Annotated in this window: 1 protein-coding gene; it reads left to right on the plus strand. The window is 37.0% G+C overall.

The window, feature by feature from the left end; genetic code table 11:
- Positions 1-63 precede the first annotated feature (63 nt).
- Complete coding sequence (locus E0I26_RS16390; RefSeq protein ID WP_131917519.1) at positions 64-1134, plus strand: IS110 family RNA-guided transposase; 1071 nt, start codon at positions 64-66, stop codon at positions 1132-1134.
- Positions 1135-1512: the final 378 nt, after the last annotated feature.

Consider the following 1512-nt stretch of genomic DNA (forward strand, 5'->3'; position numbering starts at 1 on the left):
TTGCCCAAATCCGTTGTAGCATCTATGTAAAAGCATAACTTAGAGTTACTAAAAACGAAGATTATGCAATTACAAGACGCCTTAATAAAACCAAAGATATTCATTGGTTTAGATATTCACAAAAAAAGCTGGACAGTTTCCATTCAAACTGATTTGTTTTTTCACAGAACGTACTCGATGCCTTCTGTTGCTGAGGATTTATTTCAATATGTGGAGCAAACATTTCCTAATCACGAAGTGGATTTAGTTTACGAAGCAGGCTGCTGCGGGTTTTCCTCAGCCCGCTATTTTTTAAACTTAGGTTGGAATGTTTTGGTGGTCAATCCATCCGACATTAAGACAGGAGACAAGGAACGGTATCAAAAAACAGACGCTTTAGATTCCAGAAATCTGTCCAATCAATTAAAGGTAGGTGTTCTCAGAGGAGTTTATATTCCTACTGAAGAACACGAACAGTTTACTACTTTGGCTCGTCATAGAACCCAAGTCACCAAGAAACTCCGACAAAGCAAATCGCATATCAAAAGTATGTTATTATTTCATGGCATTGCAATACCTCAAGAGTTTGATAATTCAAATTGGAACAAAGATTTTATTGTATGGCTGGAAAAAATAAAATTCAGTACCAGCTGTGGAGAATTGGCTTTGCAGGGCAAAATACGGATGTACAAATTTATCAGGTCAGAGTATTTGGAAATTGCGAATCAAATGCGTGCTCATTGCAGAAAGACCCATAAGAAAGATTATAATCTCTTGAGGAGCATTCCAGGAATTGGCGGTTATCTGGCAAGTGTAATTCTTGCCGAGTGTGGTGATTTACGCCGATTCAATAACGAGGGACAGTTTAGCTCTTACATCGGATTGGTGCCTGGGATTTATAATAGCGGCTCATCGGAAAAGTGTTTAGGAATAACCCCCAGAAGCCGTTCGCAATTACGGAGTTATTTAGTAGAAGCAGCCTGGATTGCCATTAGAAAAGATACCGAAATGCAAAACTATTACCGCAAACATCAAGGCAAGAACGTAAAGAGCATCATTATTAAAATAGCCCATAAATTGGCACGAAGAATACTCTCGGTAATTAAAACGGAAACGCCCTATCAAATCAATAGAAATTTAGTGTTAGAAAAATAAAAACAACCTTCTTAAAAAGCTCAATCATACCAGAAAATAGACTGCAAAACAGCTATGGCGGTTCTATAAAACGAAGCCGCATTTTGTAGCAGGCAGCTATTTTTATTCTTACAATCAAACCGATGCTGGTGGTCTCGTTCTCAAAACGAGAACCACATATAGGAGTATGAGTTTTAAGAATTTTAAAAGAAAGTATATGAAATAAAAGAGATATAAATTCCTGGCATTACTGAAAAAGTTAGAATAACTTTTTCAGTCCAAGCCTTCGGCGGACAAAAAGTTGTTTCCAACTTTTTCAACAAGCCGTTGGAACGGAATTTTATACTCGAAAAATAACCAACATATAACCCTCTCAAAAGTTGTGAATAACTTTACGAT

The organism is Flavobacterium rhamnosiphilum (assembly GCF_004349195.1).
In the GTDB taxonomy this organism is placed as follows: Bacteria; Bacteroidota; Bacteroidia; order Flavobacteriales; family Flavobacteriaceae; genus Flavobacterium; species Flavobacterium rhamnosiphilum.